This window comes from Halorutilus salinus (assembly GCF_026242195.1).
GTDB classification, from domain to species: domain Archaea; phylum Halobacteriota; class Halobacteria; order Halobacteriales; family Halorutilaceae; genus Halorutilus; species Halorutilus salinus.
Genome location: NZ_RKLV01000003.1, coordinates 55,267 through 70,587 on the forward strand (window position 1 = coordinate 55,267; position 15,321 = coordinate 70,587).

Consider the following 15,321-nt stretch of genomic DNA (forward strand, 5'->3'; position numbering starts at 1 on the left):
ACTCTTTTTTTACCGGTTAAAACCGAGGAAAAGGTACCTTACAGAAGCATCGTGGCGGGTTCGCTCAGATACCGTCCGATCTCGTTGGTAAGCCTTACTGCCTTCGCCGTGTCGGCGACACGTCCGTCGAAGGTTAGATGTAACGGCGCTGTGTACCGCGCCACAACCTCGTCATCTACGACCGACGGGCGTCTCCGTATCTCTCCGACAGAGAGTGCTGTGGCGCCCGGCATGTCGACGACGGGCGAGACACCGTCGCCGCCTACTGCGCCGACGTTGACAACCGTGAACCCGGCGTCCGTGTCGCCGGTCTCGCCCCTCTCACCCGAACTCTCCCCCTCGACCGCCTCGGCGATCCTGTTGGATATCCCGACGACGCCTCTACGGTCGGCGTTCTCCACGACGGGTACGGCGACACCGTCTTCCGTCTCGACGGCTACGCCTACGTCCACGCCTTCGGCGTCCTCCTCGCCGAAGACACCGTGGTCGACGAGGGCTACGGAGCACGCCTTGACGAGAAGAGGCGTGTACGTCAGATGCATGTCGACGGAGCCGTTCATGGCTTCGCGCGCCTCGACCAGCCTCTCGGCGTCGGCAACGTCGTGGTGTGTCATCAGCGATCTACCCTCCCCGCTCCGATCCGTCTTCGCGTCCATCTCGTCTTCCGCGCGTATCCGCGAGGAGCCGTCGGGTGTCGTACCCTCCTCGGTTGAGTCCGTACCGCACGTCCGCTTCGTCCCTTCTGTCACGTCACCGTTCTCGTCGGTCACGTCTCCGGCTTCGTCAAACGGTGACTCCACCTTCTCACCTTCCGTCTCTTTCCTCACCTCCTCAACCGTCCGTCTCGGCTTCGCCGACGCCTCGTCCTCGGTGCCGTCGGAGCCTTCGTCCTCTTCCTCATCTTCTCCGGTTTTCCTTTCTATTTCCTCCTCCGTCTCCGTTTCTATCCCTCCTCCCCTTTCAGTTCCTGTTTCTGTCACTGCTTCTGTCTCCTCCTCACCCTCTCCGTCATCCTTCTCCGCCTCCTTACCTGTCTCACCCTTCGCCTCCGTCCCCCTCTCCGTCTCTGCCTCTACCCCTGCTTCTTTCTCCTTCTCCGTCTCTGGCTCCCCTTCCTCCCCCTCGCTCTCGTCGCTTCTCTCTGCCGTCGGCGTCTCGTCGCCGAACATACTCGTCTCCTCGGCTGTGTTTGGCTCGACGGCGGGCGTCTCAGGCTGTCCGAAGTCGGGTGCCGTATCGTCGTCCTCCATAGCCGGTGTCTTCTCGCCCTTTCCGGGTATACCGGTTCCCGGATCCTCGGCTTCCTCGTCGCCGCGCTCACCGTCGCGTCTCTCCTGATCCTGTTTCGCCGCGTGGAGTACGTCCTGCGCGACGATACGTCCGTCCGCGCCGCTCCCCTCTACGTCGTCGAGGCTAACACCCATCTCGCGCGCGAGCCGTCGCGTCGCCTCCGACGCTCCGTCGTCGTCACCGTCGTTCTCGACAGTATCCTCGTCGCCTCCGTCGGCGTCCACGTCAACAGCCGCGTTTCCGTCGCTGTCGAGTATCTCGACGCCTCCGTCGTTTCTCGCTGTACCCCCCTCGCCCTTCTCGAACGTCACCAGACGGTTCCCGACGCCGACCGTCTCACCCTCGTCGGCGTGTAACCGGTCTACGGCTCCGTCGACGGGCGAAGGTATCTCGATTATCGCCCTCTCAGTCTCAACCTCGGCGATCGGGTCGTCTTCGAGCACGCCGTCGCCGACGTTCACCATCCATTTTAGAACCTCGGCTTCCTCGATCCCGTCCCCAACGTCGGGTAGATTAAACTCGTGTGCCATGGTGCTGGTAGTTCCTCCTAACAGTTCTTCCGGAGGTAGATAACCTTTTTCGAGGCGCGCTCCGCGTAAGACGCGTCTTAGACCGTCACCCCCGCACCGACGGCTAAGACATGAACAGACGTATTACGGAAGACACCGTACGACGACCATGGTACAAGCGTACGTCCTGATGACCTGTGAAACCGGGTCGATACAGGGTATCGTGGACGAGATGGAGAACTTCGACGAGGTCGTAGAGGTAACCGCCGTGACCGGAGACTACGACGTCATCTCTAAGCTTGAGGTTGACGAGGTCGACGAACTCCTCAAGATAGTCGCAGGAAAGATACACGGTCTTCCCGGTGTGGGAGACACCACCACCTGCATATCGACCTGAAAGTGACCGAAGAAGGAAACGAAACGGCGGGGTACGAGGCGGTCTACGACACCTTCGGCTGGAAACCGCTCGACGCCGAGGTTCTGCGCCTCACGGGCGAGGACGCGCACGACTTCCTCGACAGAACCGTGACCGCCGAGGTACGTGACCGACCGACGCGCGCACTCCTTCTCGATCCTAACGGGAAGACACAGGACGACCTCCGTGTCGTCCCGCGCGACAACGGCTTCCTCGTCCTCTCACGCCGACCCGACGAAACCGCCGATGTATGGCGGTCGAACATCTTCGTCGAGGACGTTGAGATCCAGAAGACCGACCACGGCGTCGTTTCTGTACAGGGATCCGAAGCCGCACAAGCCGTAGGGAAGCTCGACGCAGAGGCTACCTACGAGGCGAAACGGTCTGTACCCGGCGGGTACGACGCCGTCGGCGACCAACTGAAGCCCGACGCGCCGCGTTACGACGACCACGCCGACGCGCTCCGTGTCGAGGCTGGCGTCGCGGGCTTTGAGAACGAACTCGCGGGACGTATACCCGTCGGCGCGCGTCTCGAACTTTTCAGCGAGGACAAGTGCTACGTCGGTCAGGAGGTCGTCGCGCGTGTGAGGCAACGCGGCGGCGGCGCGTCGCGCGTCCTACATCCGCTCGTCCTCGAAGACAACGTCTCGGAAGGCGCGACGGTGATGCGTGACGGAACGCCCGTCGGGGAGACGACGACTGTCGCCGACTCACCGCGTTACGGCGATATCGGTCTGGCGTACATCGAAACCGACGCCGTCGGCGGTACCGTCGAGGTGGAAGGCGTCGAAGCCGAGGCGCGTAAGCCGCCTCTGCGGGAGGACGTATGAACGACGCATGAAGGGCGAGGCGTCCGCACCCGGCGCGGCGACTGTCGTCAACGCCATAGCGACGCTCAAGGGAAGCGCCTTCGCCGTCGACCTACGAACCCACGCGACGGTCGAACTCGACGAAAGCGCCGCAGGGGTGGACGGAACCACCGATGTCGACGTAGACACGACGCTCATAGAGACCTGCGTCGAGAAGACTGTCGCGCGTTTCGGTATCGAAGCGGGCGGAACCGTCGAAACGACGACTGAGATACCGCCCGAAAGCGGACTCAAGTCGTCGTCCGCCGCCGCGAACGCGACGGTGCTCGCAACACTTGACGCCCTCGGCGAGACGGACACGCTCGAACCACTCGAAACCGCGCTCGTTGGCGTGGAGGCGGCGCGCGACGCGGGCGTGACGATCACGGGCGCTCTTGACGACGCGACGGCGAGCGCACTCGGCGGCGTCGTTCTCACCGACAACTCGTCCGACGAACTCCTCCATCGCGAACCGTTCGACCGCTCCGTCGCCGTCTACGTCCCTGACGAGCGCGCGCCGAGCGCATCGACCGACGTCGGACGTTCGAAGCTCGTTGCCCCCGTCGTCGAACGCGCGTTCGATATGGCACGCGACGGTGACTACGCCGACGGTATGACGACCAACGGATTCGCCTACTGCGCCGCGCTCCGACGCGACGCCTCGCCCGCCGTCGACGCACTCGCGCATGCAGAAGGCGCGGGTTTAAGTGGAACGGGGCCCTCATTTGCGGCGATAGGAGACACCGAGGATATACAGGAGGTTGCGAAAGATTGGAAGAAACTCGACGGAAAGGTTCTGAGACCCGAAACGGACAACAGGGGAGCCTCGACGAACTCCGCGAAGAGATAGAGGAGATCGACAACGGTATCGTCGAGAGCATCGCCCGCCGTACGTACGTCGCCGAGAGCATCGCGCGTGTCAAGGAGGAACGCGGTATGGGGATACACGACCCCGACCGCGAGGAGGAGGTTCTCGAACGCGTCGAGGAGCGCGCCGAATCGCTTGAGGTCGACCCCGAGACGGTGCGCGAGGTCTTCGAACTCCTCATGGGCATGAGCAAGGACGAGCAGAGACGGCATACGGACACCGACTGATTTTTATATGCGAGCGCGGATAGACCGCGTGTGGAACTCGTAATCGCCGAGAAGAACAACGCCGCCGAACGTATCGCCGAGATACTCTCAGGTGGCGACTTCTCGACGGGGAGCGCCAACGGCGTCAAGACGTACGAATGGCACGACGAGACCGGCGAGCGCGTCTGTATCGGTCTCGCGGGTCACGTCGTCGAGGTCGACTTTACGGACGAGTACAACGACTGGCACGCCGTCGAACCCTCCGAACTCGTCGATGCGGAGATAGAGAAAAATCCGAGCAAGAAGGATATCGTTTCGGCGGTCGAACGTCTCGCGCGTGACGCACACCGTGCTGTCATCGCCACAGACTACGACTCCGAGGGCGAACTCATAGGAAAGGAGGCTTACGAGATAATCAAGGACTCCGCGGACGTACCCGTCGACCGTGTCCGTTTCTCGTCGCTTACCCCTAACGAGGTACGCTCCGCGTTCGACGACCGCGACGAACTCGACTTCGACCTCGCCGCCGCGGGCGAGGCGCGTCAGATAATAGATCTCGTCTGGGGCGCGGCGTTGACGCGGTACCTCTCGCTCGCGTCGAACCGCCTCGGTGACTCGTACCTCTCGGTCGGACGCGTACAGTCGCCGACATTGAAGATACTCGTCGACCGCGAGAAGGAGATAGAGGAGTTCGAGCCTGATCCGTACTGGGAGATCTACATCGACCTCCTCAAGGACGACCGAACGGTGGAGGCACAGCACTTCTACAAGGACGACGGCAGGGAGCAGGAACGCGTCTGGGACGGTGAGACGGCGGAGACTGTTCACGACCGCGCGTCGGATGCTTCGGGAGCGGAGACAGTCGAGGTGAGCACACGGACGCGTAACGACTACCCGCCCAAGCCCTTCGACACGACGGCGTTCATACGTGCCGCGGGTTCGTTGGGCTTCAACGCCTCGCGCGCTATGAGCGTCGCAGAGGAGCTTTACACAAACGGCTTCATATCGTACCCGCGCACCGACAACACGGTCTACCCCGACGATATCGATGTGTACGGCGTGCTCGGCGTTCTGGAGAACCACGACGAGTTCGCCGACGACGCCACCCAGCTCGCCGAACTCGGACGCGCACCGACGAGCGGTGACAAGGAGACGACCGACCACCCGCCTATCTACCCGACGGCTCTCGCGACGCACGACGAACTCTCGGAAGACGAGTGGGAGGTCTACGAACTCGTCGTCCGCAGGTTCTTCGCTACTCTCGCACCGCCCGCCGAGTGGGAGCACGTACGCGCGACGTTCGGTATAGACGGCGACAGGTACAAGTCGAACGGAAGACGCCTCCTCGACGCGGGATACCACGAGTACTACCCGTACTTCGGGACGGACGAGAACCGTCTGCCCGAACTCGAAGAGGGCGAGACGCTTGAGGTCGATGAGGCGCGTATAGAGGAGAAGGAGACACAGCCGCCATCACGTATCGGACAGTCGAAGCTCGTCGAACGTATGGAGGACGAGGGGGTGGGGACGAAATGTCTCACGGCTGACACGCGCGTCGTCGTCCCCGACGAGGACGGAGCGGGCGACGAAGACGTGCGACGTACACGTGTATCCGAGCTGTTCGACCCCACGCGCGTGGCTCTCGCCGACGGCGACACGGACGTGGCGTTCTCGCGCGACGAAACGTCGGTACTTTCCTTGGATCACACGGCGCGCTCAGTCGGACGCCGCGACGGTACGTTGGTCAGTAGACGCGAGGTGGAGGAGGGCGAACGTGTGTTCCGCGTCAGGACTTCTACAGCCGTCTTCTCCGTAACCGAAGATCACCCCGTCTACGTCTACGACACCGACGGCGACGGCGAGGGGGACATCCGCGTCGTGCCGGCTTCGGATCTGAACGCCGGCGACAGGCTCGTCTCCGTGCGCCCCTCGGTCGGTGCCCAAGCCACCCACGAAGCGGCGCTCACGTGGGATGGGTTCGCCTCCGACTGCGACAAGGAAACCAAGCTCTACGGAACGGGCTGTAACGACGCCGTGTCGGAGGCACGCGACCGCCGCGACGAGTCGCAGGCTGAGTTCGCAGAGAGACACGGAACCTACCACGACGCAGTAAGCAGGTTCGAGACGGGCGACCGTGACCCTCCTCTCTGGCTCCTCCGCGAGCTTGACGCCGAACCCGACGGCGTACACGGTCTCAACGACGACGTTACGTTCGACCCGTTCCCAATCGAATGGACGCCGTCGATCGCGCGTCTGCTCGGTTCGGTACTGGGCGACGGCTCCGTCCATGTCTCGGACGGTAACACTGTCGATCTACGTTACCAAAACACGGATCCCGCCCTCATCAGGAGGTTCGTCCGTGACTTCGAGAACGTCTTCGGTGTCGAGCCTACGGTTCGGAGACGTGAGACGGACGACTCCAGAAAGACGAAGTATCAGGCTCAGGCACCGTCGGCTGTGGCACGTGTCGTACGCCACCTCCTGAGGGATTTCTCACCGACAGACGTTCCCCGTTCACTCCAGCCCGTCTTCGTAGGCGCTCTCTTCGACGACGAAGGGCACATCTCTACCGACGGAAAGGCGTTCATATCTAACACGGATCACGGGCTTCTGGAGGACGTAACCGAAGCCCTGTCCGCACACGGCGTAGGCTCCAGCCTCAACCGTGACCAGCACAAGCTCTACATCCGCGGTAGGCGCGACCTCGAAAGCTTCCTCGACACGGTTCCCGTGCTCGCCGACGAGAAGTTCCAACGTGGCGTCTCACGCCTCCGGGGGTACAGCTTCACGGCTTCGAAGGCGACGGTGCTCGAACTCGTCTCCGACGAGGAACGTACGTCGGACGAACTCGCGTCGGAGCTGGGCGTCACGCGTAGCATGGTGAACAAGTACCTGACCGAACTAAGCGACGAGGGCTACGTCGAGAGACGCGCCGAGGGTAGCAACAGATCACATAACGCCAACAGGGAGTACTACTACTCGGCGGACAGGGAAGCGTTCAGAGGCTCCGTCTACGCTGTCGTCGCCCGAAAGCCGTGCTCTGCGACCGTAACGGCTACCCAAGAGCGCGACTACGACGGCTACGTCTACGACCTGACGGTCGACGAGGAAGCACCCAACTTCGCCGTCGAAGGCGGTGCTGTCGTACACAACTCTACGCGCCACAACACGATCGACAAGCTGTACAGCCGCGGATACGTCGAGAGCAACCCGCCGCGTCCGACGGGGCTTGCGCGCGCCGTCGTTGAGGCGATGGACGAGTACGCCGACCTCGTTACGGATCCTGAGATGACCGAACAGCTCGAAGACGACATGCGGCGTATCTCGGAGGGCGAGGTTTCACAGGACGCGGTCATGGAGGAGTCGCGCGAGATGCTCGACCGGATCTTTGAGATACTGGAGGAGAAGGAGGACGAGATAGGCGAGACGCTCCTCCAAGGCTTGAAGGAGGATCGCACGCTCGGCGACTGTCCCGAATGCGGGGGCGATCTCGTCGTACGCACGTCGCGCGGCGGCGACGAGTTCGTGGGATGCGACTCGTACCCCGAATGCGAGAACACCTACCCTCTCCCCGACGACGGAAAGCTCGTTCTGACCGACGACGAATGCGACGAACACGGTCTCAAACACGTCAAGATCCTCAACGGACGTAGCACGTACGTCCACGGATGTCCTATATGCAAGGCGGATGAGGCGGAGGAGGAGGACGACATCGTAATCGGGGACTGCCCCGACTGCGGTGACGACGAGGGCGGCGAACTCGCTATCAAGCAGACACGCGGCGGCGGAAGGCTCGTCGGATGTACGCGTTACCCCGACTGTGACTACTCGTTGCCCTTACCGCGCCGCGGCGATGTAGAGGTCACCGACGGTATATGCGAAGAGCACGACCTGCCCGAACTCGTCGTACACCAGAGCTGGAGCGACGAGCCTTGGGAACTCGGATGTCCCATCTGTAACTACGAGAGCTACAAGGCAGAACAGGAGGAGGAGAAAGGTCTCCGCGCGATCGACGGCGTCGGTCCCGCGACGGAGGAGAAGTTGGAGGACGCGGGCGTAGAGACGGTCGACGACCTCAACGAAGCCGACCCCGACGAACTCGCCGAGGACGTTGACGGCGTAACCGCTTCGCGTATAGAGGGGTGGCAGTCGGCATGACCATAAAACAGGTTATCGCCGTACGTACCGACCTCGGAATGGGCGACGGAAAGCTCGCCGCGCAGGTCGCCCACGCGTCTCTAAACGCGTACGAGGAGGCGGACGAAAACGCCGCCAACGGCTGGCGACGGACGGGCGCGACGAAGGTCGTCGTCTCGGTCGGGAGCGAGGACGAACTTCTCGAACTCGAAAGGAAGGCGCGTTCCGCCAACCTACCGCATGCGCTCGTACGTGACGCGGGACGGACACAGGTTGAGTCGGGTACGGCGACCGCGGTCGGCGTGGGTCCTGCCCCTGAAGAGGACGTTGACGCGGTTACGGGTGACCTCAAACTCCTATGAACACGTATACGATTAAAGAAAGGCTTTTTTCGCACCTCTCTGATTTACAGGTATGGTCGAAATAAGCCTGCGTGAGAACAAGGACGCGTTGTTACGACGTATAGGGAGGAGGCTACCTACGTCGGCGGATATGCTCGAAAGCGAGGACGAGTTCCTCGTGCTCGTCAACGTACCCGGATGCGACGAGGACGGTATAGACCTCCGTTTCGTCAAGGGTAGCATAAAGGTAAACGCCGAACGGTCGGAAGCATACGAAGGATACGTACCCGTCAGGGACGAGCGCCCCGCGCGTATCTCCGAGACGGTACCCGTCCCCGACGATGTTGATGTAGACGGTGCGGAGGCGACCTACGAGAACGGTGTTCTTCATATCACGCTTCCCAAGACGGAAGCCGTCGGCGAGGTGGAGGATACCGGAACCGTCGAGGACGAGGAAGAGTACCGCGAGGTCGGCGTTACCGAAGAGGAAGATGAGGACGAACAAGAGGCGGAGAAAGCCGATGAATCCGACGACCTACCGTCAAGCCGTGACGAACTCGAAGATATGTCCTACCGCGACCTTCAGGGGGTTGCGAAGGAGGTTGGCGTCAAGGCTAACCAGAGCACCGAGGATCTCGTCGACGGTATCGCCGAGGAACTCGATCTTTAGCGGTGCCCGAACAGGTAGACGACACCGACCTCGGTCTCGACTGGTACGCGACAGGCGCTCCCGGAACCGGCGGGCGTCTCAAGAAACGTAACGATGACTTCCGTGTAGACGAGCATACGGGGTTCCCCTACGGCGACGAGGGGAAGCACGCCGTCCTACGCGTTACGCTCCGTGGCTACGAAACCCACGAGTTCGCGCGCGATCTTAGCAGTGCGCTCGGCGCGAGCAGAAAACGCGTCTCGTGGGCGGGTACCAAGGACAAGAAAGCCGTTACTACGCAGGTCTTCACGGTCGCGGACGTATCGCGCGACGAGGTCGAGGACGTTTCTCTCGAAGGCGCGACCTTGGAGTACATCGGCAGGTCGCACCAGAGCATCGCCCTTGGCGACCTCGTCGGAAACGGCTTCGAGGTGCGCCTCCGCGACACCGACGCTCCCGGAAACGCCGACGGCGTAGCCGACGAACTCGACGCCTTCGGAGGCGTACCCAACCTTTTCGGCTCCCAGAGGTTCGGTTCGCGGCGTCCTATTACACATCTCGTCGGCGAACGTATACTCGCCGACGACTTCGCGGGCGCTATCGACGCTTACCTCGTCGAGTCCTTCGACGACGAGCCTGAACGCACCCGCGAGGCGCGCGAACGTCTCGCAGACGACCGTGACTACGCAGAGGCGCTCGACTACTTTCCCGGATACCTCGGATACGAGCGCGCCTTGCTCAACGCAGTCGTGGAGGGACGCGAACCCCGCGACGCCCTTGAAGCACTCCCGCACAACCTCCGGCGTATGTTCGTCAACGCCGTACAGTCGCGCGTATTCAACCTCGTCCTGCGCGAACGTTACCGTGACGGCGCGCGCTTCGACCGTGCGTACACGGGCGACGTCGTCTGTTTCGCAGAGACGCACGATAACGTACGCGTCCCTGACACGTTGAGCACCCAACGCGTTACCGAGTCGAACGTCGACGCCGTTAACAGACACGTCGAGCGCCGACGTGCGTTCGTGACAGCACCGCTCGTCGGAACCGAAACCGGGTTCGCCGACGGTGAACAGGGCGAACGCGAGCGGCGTGTACTTGACGCCCTCGGCGTCTCGCGCGATGACTTCGACAGGGAAGACGGGTACGGCTCCGAGGGTACGCGCCGTGCCGTGCTCGTCGACCCCGAACTGAGCTACGGACGCGACGGCGACGATCTAACGTTCGACTTCTTCCTACCCCGCGGTAGCTACGCCACGGTCGTCCTGCGCGAGTTCACCAAGAGTTAAGGAAGGCGTCGCCGTTCTTCGTCCATGAAGATAGGTCTCGTCGTCTCGGAGTTTAACACCGAGGTGACGCACGAGATGGAGGAACGCGCCGTTGAGAAAGCAGACGAACTTGGCGTTGAGGTCATAACTGTACGCGTCCCCGGAGCGTACGACGCGCCGCTCGCCGTCAAACGTCTGTGTGAGCGCGACGGTACCGACGCCGTCGCAACCGCGGGCGCTGTCGTCACGGGCGATACCGACCACGACGCCGTCGTCACCGAAACCGCGGCGGAAGCGTTGACGCGTCTATCACTCGAACACGACAAGCCCGTGACGCTCGGTGTCGCGGGTCCCGGTATGTCGGGCGCGGAGGCACGCGAACGCCTCGACTACGGCGCGCGCGCAGTCGAGAGCGCCGTTGAGATGGTACGGACGCTCGAAGGTATAGAGGACTGATAGATGGAGCCGGCGGCCTACGTGGACGCTGTACGTGTCCTCGCGGCGGTATCCGTCTTCGCGTACGCCTCGTACCTCGATATACGCGACCGCCGTGTGCCTCACCGTACGTGGTATCCTCTCGTCGCAGTCGGTGCCGTGGCGCTCGTCGCGGATCTCTTCGTCCGCGACCCCGGAACCGTCGTACTTTACGCGACGGCGTCGCTCGCACTCGGCGCTGTCTTCGGATACGGCTTCTACTACCTCGGTACGTTCGGCGGCGCTGACCGTTACGCACTCGTCGTACTCGGCTTCCTCTTCCCCGTCTACCCGTCGTTTCCGACGCCGCTCGGAACCTTCCCCGTCGTCGTCCCCGATGCGCCGTTCTTCGTACTTTCCGTACTCGGCAACACCGTCCTCGCCGGTATCGCCTACCCTGCCAGCCTTTTTGTCCGTAACGCCGCACGCCGTGACACGGTGAACCCCGCGCTCATGGCTCTCGGCAGACGTGTCACCACCGACGAACTCCACGACGAGTTCGGGCGTATCATAGGCACCGACGAGGACGTATCGCTCAGAGGAAACGGCGTCTTAGGCGGTAACACCGACGGGATTAGGGATATCGACTTCGTACGCGACTACGTCGACTGGGCGGACTTCGACAGCCTGCGCGGTGTACGTGACGCCGAAGACCTACGTCTCGGACGGTTCGTCGAAGAGACGGCTTGGGAGTCCGACGACCTAAGAAACGACGCCGAGGAACTCCGCGAACTCGCCTCGCACGACGCCGTCTGGATATCACCCGGCATACCGTTCATCGTGCCTATCTTCGCGGGTCTTCTCGTCGCTCTGACCGTGGGTGATGTTCTTTTCATCGTCATCCGCGCCGTTTTTGGTCTCTGAGCGCGACGGTTCCGTATGATTACGGTTGAGATCGACTACGGCGACGACGGACTCGTTCCCGTCGTGGCGCAGGACATGTCCGAAGGCGACGTGCTGATGCTGGCGTACGCCGACGAGGAGGCTGTCGAAAGGACGCGCGAGACGGGTTATGCGCACTACCACTCACGTTCACGCGAGGAGACGTGGAAGAAAGGTGCGACGAGCGGGAACACACAGCGCGTCGAAGAGGTGCGCGTGGACTGCGACGCCGACGCACTCCTGTACATCGTTGAACAGGAGGGCGAGGGCGCGGCGTGCCATACGGGTCACAGGTCGTGCTTCTACAGAACCATCGATGGGGAGGAACGTGGCGAACGTCTCTTCGACCCCGATGAGGTGTACGGATGACACGTACCGTTCTCGTTACGGGAGCGTCGCGCGGTATCGGTGAGGTGACCGCACGGCGTTTTGGCTCGAACGGATGGACGGTGTACGGAACGGCTCGCGACGCCGGACGTGTCGATGCGGGTGATGTCGCCTTATCCGTAGACGTGACCGACGAGAAACAGGTCGACGAAGCCGTCGAAACGGTCGTTGAGGACGAGGGGGGGATCGACTGCGTCGTTAACAACGCCGGAAACTCACTCCTCGGTCCTGTCGAGGAGACAACGGTCAAGGACGCGCGCGCACAGTTCGACGTCAACGTCCATGGACCCCACCGTGTCGTACGTGCAGTGCTTCCGCATATGCGCGACGCGCGCCGCGGAAGTATCATCAACGTATCTAGCGTCGCAGGACGCGTTGCGTCGTCCGGAATGGGTACGTACGCCGCGTCGAAGCATGCGCTCGAAGCACTGAGCGACGCCCTACGTGTCGAGGTCGCACCCTTCGGCGTCGATGTCGTGCTTATCGAACCCGGTCCCGTCGATACGGGCTTCGCCGACGACTCCGTGGCGGACGCCGACTACGACGGTTCGTACGCCGAAGTACACGACGGTATCCGAAGCTTCGTGGAGAGGGGTATACACGGTCCTCTCGCGGCGTCGCCCCAAGACGTAGCCGAAAAGATAGTCGACACAGCCGAGGACGACGACCCCAAGCCGCGTTACACCGTCGGTCGTGGTTCGCGTCTCCTCGCCGCGACCGAAGGCGTGCCCTCAACCGTCCGTGATGCGTTTCAGGATCTCTTCTTCCGTCTCCCATGACGGTCTTCGGTCTCGTACTCCCGACAGCCTTCCGGAAGCCGTCGGACGCCGCCGACTACTTCCGTCTCGGCGCGGAGTATACGGTCGGTGTCACGCGCGAGATGGGGTGGGACGTCGGTGACCTCCCGGAACGCGTCGACAACGCGTACGAGGCGATGCGCGCGAACGAGACGGACGTTGACGACGATGTGGCGCGTCTCATCGCCGTCGTACTCGCGGGTGACGCGGATTTCTACAGCGCCTTCGTACGTTGGTTCCCGTGGCGTTACCGCGTCTTCGTCGTCGACCTCGACCATATCTTCCGACGTAAGCTACGCCGGCTTGCCGCGATCTACGGTGACACCGACGGTGCGCGCACGTGGCGCGACTACCTCGCGTGCTATCCCGGCGTCCTTGACCCGCCGTCGTCGTACAGAGCGCCGCAAGACGTACGTGTCGAAGGCGTCCCCGCGACGCGCCACGTCTCCGGGTACGCCGACCGTACCGTACTCGTCGACTCGGTTCTACACGTCGACTGGTACGCCCACACAGCACGGTACGTCGGTATAGACGTACCCGAGACGCTCGTACGTGACGCCGTTGAGGAGGGCGCACGTTTCTTCGCCGTCGGCGGGGATATATCGACCGAAGCCGCGCGTTTCCAGCATGCCCTCTTCGCCGACGCCGACTGGCTCCGCGGCGTCAACGAGGCGTACGATCTTAGCTCATGGGCGTGCGTACGCGGCGCGGAGGCGATAGACGACGCACGCGACCGTCTATCGGAACAAGTGACAAAGGATTAAGTCTGTCCTCGTCTAAGCCGCGGTATGGCGAACGACCTCCCTCCCAAAGAGGAGTTCAGCGACTGGTACAACGAGCTTCTGTTCCAAGCCGAAATCATGGACGTCCGTTACCCCGCGAAGGGTGTCTACGTCTGGTTCCCTTTCGGGTACGACCTGCGTAACAACGTCTACGACCGTCTCAAGAGCCTCCACGACGAGTCGGGGCACGACGAGGTTGACTTCCCCGTCCTGATCCCCGAAGGCATACTCGCAAAGGAAGGCGAACATATCGCCGGATTCGAGGACGAGGTCTTCTGGGTCACCCACGGCGGGCGTAAGGAACTCGATGAACGTATGGCGCTCCGTCCGACGAGCGAGACGCCGATGTACACGATGTTCGACCTCTGGATACGTAGCCATACAGACCTGCCGCTCAAGATCTATCAGGTCGCCAACATCTGGCGTAGCGAGACGGAGCACACGCGCCCGTTGATACGTCTACGTGAGATTACGGGGTTCAAGGAGGCGCATACGGCGCACGCCACCCCTGAGGGAGCGGAAGAACAGGTCGAGACCGCCCTCTCGCTGTATGAGGAGTTCTACGACTTCCTCGGTGTCCCGCACGTCGTCACCGAACGCCCCGAATGGGACAAGTTCCCCGGCGCGGAGTACACCTACGCCGTCGATACGCTGATGCCCGACGGGAAGGCTTTACAGATAGGCACGGCGCACAACCTCGGTCAGAACTTCGCCGAAGCGTTTGACGTAGAGTTCGAGACGCAGGACGGCGAACAAGATCACGTCTACCAGACCTCGTACGGCGTCTCCGAGCGGTGTATCGCGGCGGTCATGGGCGTACACGGCGACGACAACGGTCTCGTCCTTCCGTCGGAGGTCGCGCCCACGCAGGTCGCCGTCGTGCCCATACCGTTCGGTGATGAGGACGAGAACGCCGAAATCATGGAGACGTGCGAGAAGATCGTCGACGAGCTCAACGACGCAGGTATACGCGCCGAACTCGACGACTCCGAGGACAACCCCGGCGCGAAGTACTACAAGTGGGAGCTGAAGGGAACGCCGCTACGCGCCGAGGTGGGTCCGCGCGACCTCGAATCCGGAAGCGCCAAGCTCGTAAACAGGCTCGGCGACGAAGCCGAAGCCGGTTTCGATACTGTCGTCAAGGATGTCCGCGAGGAACTCGACGCCCTGAGCGAAGAGATACGTGAGACTGCCGCGGACGACCTTGACGCCTCAGTCGTCGAATGTGAGACGTATGATGAGGCGCGCGATGTCGTCGACGAAGGCTTCGCGCTCGTCGGCTGGAACGGCGACGAGGACGCGGGCAAACGTATCGAGGACGAGGTCGGCGTCGACATGCTCGGCGAACCGCGCGGGTACGGGGTCGGTGACACTGCTATCGAGACTTGCATAGAGACGGGCGACGACGCGAAGAAGATCGTCCTCTTGGCGAACACGTACTGACCTGACCGACCCGACTTCCGTTCCTTCT

The 15,321-nt window shown here is 62.5% G+C and carries 14 protein-coding genes and 2 pseudogenes; 15 read left to right on the forward strand and 1 reads right to left on the reverse strand.

The genetic code is table 11. The features are described 5' to 3' along the window. Positions 1-38: 38 nt before the first annotated feature. Positions 39-1,820 (reverse strand): 2-oxo acid dehydrogenase subunit E2, encoded by a 1,782-nt coding sequence (locus EGH25_RS03635; RefSeq protein ID WP_266086288.1) that lies wholly within the window; start codon positions 1,818-1,820, stop codon positions 39-41. 148 nt (positions 1,821-1,968) lie between these two features. Here EGH25_RS03635 and EGH25_RS03640 point away from each other — a divergent pair, with 148 nt between their 5' ends. The 15 genes and pseudogenes from EGH25_RS03640 to proS all read left to right on the forward strand — a co-directional run bounded on the left by EGH25_RS03640 (position 1,969) and on the right by proS (position 15,293). After that, positions 1,969-2,196: an Lrp/AsnC family transcriptional regulator gene (locus tag EGH25_RS03640; protein ID WP_266086289.1), complete on the forward strand. Its 228-nt coding sequence runs from the start codon at positions 1,969-1,971 to the stop codon at positions 2,194-2,196. Between the two features lie 2 nt (positions 2,197-2,198). Next, positions 2,199-3,044 carry a YgfZ/GcvT domain-containing protein gene (locus tag EGH25_RS03645; RefSeq protein WP_266086290.1) on the forward strand — a complete coding sequence of 282 codons (846 nt, stop codon included), beginning with the start codon at positions 2,199-2,201 and terminating at the stop codon, positions 3,042-3,044. Positions 3,045-3,051: 7 nt separating this feature from the next. Further along, complete coding sequence (locus tag EGH25_RS03650; protein WP_266086291.1) at positions 3,052-3,912, forward strand: shikimate kinase; 861 nt, start codon at positions 3,052-3,054, stop codon at positions 3,910-3,912. Further along, positions 3,834-4,157 (forward strand): chorismate mutase, encoded by a 324-nt coding sequence (locus tag EGH25_RS03655; protein WP_266086292.1) that lies wholly within the window; start codon positions 3,834-3,836, stop codon positions 4,155-4,157. Before EGH25_RS03650 ends, EGH25_RS03655 begins: the two co-directional genes overlap by 79 nt. Before the next feature lie 30 nt (positions 4,158-4,187). After that, positions 4,188-7,064 (forward strand): annotated as a pseudogene (locus tag EGH25_RS03660) (DNA topoisomerase I); the annotation flags it as partial. A gap of 162 nt (positions 7,065-7,226) precedes the next feature. After that, a pseudogene (locus tag EGH25_RS12225) lies at positions 7,227-8,294 on the forward strand (topoisomerase DNA-binding C4 zinc finger domain-containing protein); the annotation flags it as partial. 2 nt (positions 8,295-8,296) lie between these two features. After that, complete coding sequence (pth2, locus tag EGH25_RS03665) at positions 8,297-8,635, forward strand: peptidyl-tRNA hydrolase Pth2 (protein ID WP_266086466.1); 339 nt, start codon at positions 8,297-8,299, stop codon at positions 8,633-8,635. Between the two features lie 52 nt (positions 8,636-8,687). Then, positions 8,688-9,284 carry an Hsp20/alpha crystallin family protein gene (locus tag EGH25_RS03670; protein ID WP_266086294.1) on the forward strand — a complete coding sequence of 199 codons (597 nt, stop codon included), beginning with the start codon at positions 8,688-8,690 and terminating at the stop codon, positions 9,282-9,284. 2 nt (positions 9,285-9,286) lie between these two features. After that, on the forward strand, positions 9,287-10,549 hold the full coding sequence (truD, locus tag EGH25_RS03675; protein WP_266086295.1) for a tRNA pseudouridine(13) synthase TruD: 1,263 nt from the start codon (positions 9,287-9,289) through the stop codon (positions 10,547-10,549). Between the two features lie 24 nt (positions 10,550-10,573). Further along, the gene (gene ribH, locus EGH25_RS03680; protein WP_266086296.1) at positions 10,574-10,984 is read left to right on the forward strand and encodes a 6,7-dimethyl-8-ribityllumazine synthase; all 411 of its coding nucleotides are present in this window, start codon (positions 10,574-10,576) and stop codon (positions 10,982-10,984) included. Between the two features lie 3 nt (positions 10,985-10,987). Next, a complete protein-coding gene (locus EGH25_RS03685; RefSeq protein WP_266086297.1) occupies positions 10,988-11,866 on the forward strand; it encodes an A24 family peptidase in 879 nt (292 codons plus the stop codon). Between the two features lie 15 nt (positions 11,867-11,881). Beyond that, positions 11,882-12,253, forward strand: a complete 372-nt coding sequence (gene hisI, locus EGH25_RS03690; RefSeq protein WP_266086298.1) for a phosphoribosyl-AMP cyclohydrolase — start codon at positions 11,882-11,884, stop codon at positions 12,251-12,253. Beyond that, the gene (locus tag EGH25_RS03695; protein ID WP_266086299.1) at positions 12,250-13,050 is read left to right on the forward strand and encodes an SDR family oxidoreductase; all 801 of its coding nucleotides are present in this window, start codon (positions 12,250-12,252) and stop codon (positions 13,048-13,050) included. Before hisI ends, EGH25_RS03695 begins: the two co-directional genes overlap by 4 nt. Continuing rightward, positions 13,047-13,832: a DUF8116 family protein gene (locus EGH25_RS03700; protein WP_266086300.1), complete on the forward strand. Its 786-nt coding sequence runs from the start codon at positions 13,047-13,049 to the stop codon at positions 13,830-13,832. The genes EGH25_RS03695 and EGH25_RS03700 overlap by 4 nt, the downstream gene beginning before the upstream one ends. 24 nt (positions 13,833-13,856) lie before the next feature. Beyond that, a complete protein-coding gene (proS, locus tag EGH25_RS03705; protein WP_266086301.1) occupies positions 13,857-15,293 on the forward strand; it encodes a proline--tRNA ligase in 1,437 nt (478 codons plus the stop codon). The last annotated feature ends 28 nt before the right edge of the window (positions 15,294-15,321 follow it).

Coding starts and splice junctions, on each gene's coding strand:
- ribH (WP_266086296.1), top strand. CDS start 10,574: ATGAAGATAGGTCTCGTCGTCTCGGAGTTTAACACCGAGGTGACGCAC.
- hisI (WP_266086298.1), top strand. CDS start 11,882: ATGATTACGGTTGAGATCGACTACGGCGACGACGGACTCGTTCCCGTC.
- EGH25_RS03640 (WP_266086289.1), top strand. CDS start 1,969: ATGGTACAAGCGTACGTCCTGATGACCTGTGAAACCGGGTCGATACAG.
- EGH25_RS03635 (WP_266086288.1), bottom strand. CDS start 1,820: ATGGCACACGAGTTTAATCTACCCGACGTTGGGGACGGGATCGAGGAA.
- EGH25_RS03700 (WP_266086300.1), top strand. CDS start 13,047: ATGACGGTCTTCGGTCTCGTACTCCCGACAGCCTTCCGGAAGCCGTCG.
- EGH25_RS03685 (WP_266086297.1), top strand. CDS start 10,988: ATGGAGCCGGCGGCCTACGTGGACGCTGTACGTGTCCTCGCGGCGGTA.
- EGH25_RS03695 (WP_266086299.1), top strand. CDS start 12,250: ATGACACGTACCGTTCTCGTTACGGGAGCGTCGCGCGGTATCGGTGAG.
- proS (WP_266086301.1), top strand. CDS start 13,857: ATGGCGAACGACCTCCCTCCCAAAGAGGAGTTCAGCGACTGGTACAAC.
- EGH25_RS03650 (WP_266086291.1), top strand. CDS start 3,052: ATGAAGGGCGAGGCGTCCGCACCCGGCGCGGCGACTGTCGTCAACGCC.
- EGH25_RS03670 (WP_266086294.1), top strand. CDS start 8,688: ATGGTCGAAATAAGCCTGCGTGAGAACAAGGACGCGTTGTTACGACGT.